The 1,427-nt window shown below is 70.4% G+C and carries 2 protein-coding genes; both read left to right on the top strand.

Annotated elements, in window-relative coordinates; all coding sequences use genetic code 11:
* Nucleotides 1-486: MFS transporter (locus AC1D01_RS34520; RefSeq protein WP_477873993.1), on the top strand; the 486-nt coding region annotated here is incomplete at its 5' end.
* A gap of 1 nt (nt 487) precedes the next feature.
* Nucleotides 488-1,393 (top strand): DMT family transporter, encoded by a 906-nt coding sequence (locus tag AC1D01_RS34515; protein ID WP_477873991.1) that lies wholly within the window; start codon nt 488-490, stop codon nt 1,391-1,393.
* Nucleotides 1,394-1,427 lie beyond the last annotated feature (34 nt).

The raw sequence follows: 1,427 nt of genomic DNA, 5'->3' as shown, positions 1-1,427 counted from the left end.
ACGCTGGCCGGCGTGGTGGCGCTCGGCACCGCGGTCGGCGCGATCGCGGCATCGGTGCGGGTGCGGCTCGACCAGGCGACCAACGTGATCCCGCTCGGCATCATGATGGGCGTGCTGGTGATCGGCCTGAATTTCATCCACAACGTCTGGATGGCCGCCCCCTTCCTCGTGATCCTCGGCGCGATCGGCGGCTACCTGGTGGTGCCGATGAACGCGCTGCTGCAGCACCGCGGGCACAACCTGATGGGCGCCGGCCGCTCGATCGCGGTGCAGAATTTCAACGAGCAGGCCTGCATCCTCGGGCTCGGCGCGTTCTACACCGGCATGACGAAGTTCGGCATGTCGGCCTTCGCGTCGATCACGGTGTTCGGCCTGGTCGTCGCCGGCACGATGTGGCTGATCCGCCGCTGGCATGCGCGCAACCTGGTCGTCTACCGCGACGAGGTCGATCACCTGCTCGCCCTCGCCCGCAGCGACAAGCACTGACGTGGTGCCCGCAGCCGCCGGCCGCGACGCGCGAACCTCCCCCGGACTTCTCCCCGCGCTCGCCCTCAGCTTCAACGCGCTGGTGTGGGGCGTCTCGTGGTGGCCGTTCCGCGAGCTGCAGGCGCTCGGCCTGCACCCGCTGTGGGCCACCGTGCTGGTCTACGCGGTCGCGGTGCTGCTGATCCTGGTCACGCGCCGCCGCGCCCTCGGCACGCTGCTGAACACGCCGAGCCTGTGGCTGCTGATGCTGGCATCGGGCACCACCAATGCGGCCTTCAACTGGGCGATGGTGATCGGCGACGTGGTGCGCGTCGTGCTGCTGTTCTACCTGATGCCGCTGTGGACGGTGCTGCTGTCGCGGCTGGTGCTGAAGGAAGCCTTCACGCCGACCGCGGCGCTGCGCATTGCGCTGGCCCTGGCCGGTGCCTTCATCGTGCTGACGCCGGCCGGTGCGGGCGTCGCGTTGCCGTTGCCGCAATCGCTGCCGGACTGGCTGGCCCTGCTCGGCGGCTTCTCGTTCGCGCTCAACAACGTGATGCTGCGCCACCAGGCGCATCGGCCGGAAGAAGCGCGCGCGCTCGCGATGTTCATCGGCGGCGTGCTGGTGGCCGGCACGCTGGCGACCACGCTCGCGTCGCAGGCGCTGATGCCGTGGCTGCCGGTGCCGCACACCGGCTGGCTGCTGGCGGTCGGCGCGCTGAGCCTCGCGTTCCTGATGAGCAACCTCGCGCTGCAGTACGGCGCGTCGCGGCTGCCGGCCAACGTMACGTCGGTCGTGATGCTGTGCGAGGTGGTGTTCGCGACGCTGTCGGCCGTCGCGCTCGGCGCCGGCACGCTGACGCCGACCGTGCTGATGGGCGGCGCGCTGATCCTGGCGGCCGCGCTGCTGTCGGCCTTCGAACGCTGATCACTGCAGCGTGCGCGTTCCCGGCATGCTGAAC

It is taken from the genome of Rhizobacter sp. P3_B12 (assembly GCF_056402895.1).
Note: the sequence above shows the minus strand (reverse complement) of the source record. Positions and strands in the feature narration are given on the sequence as shown.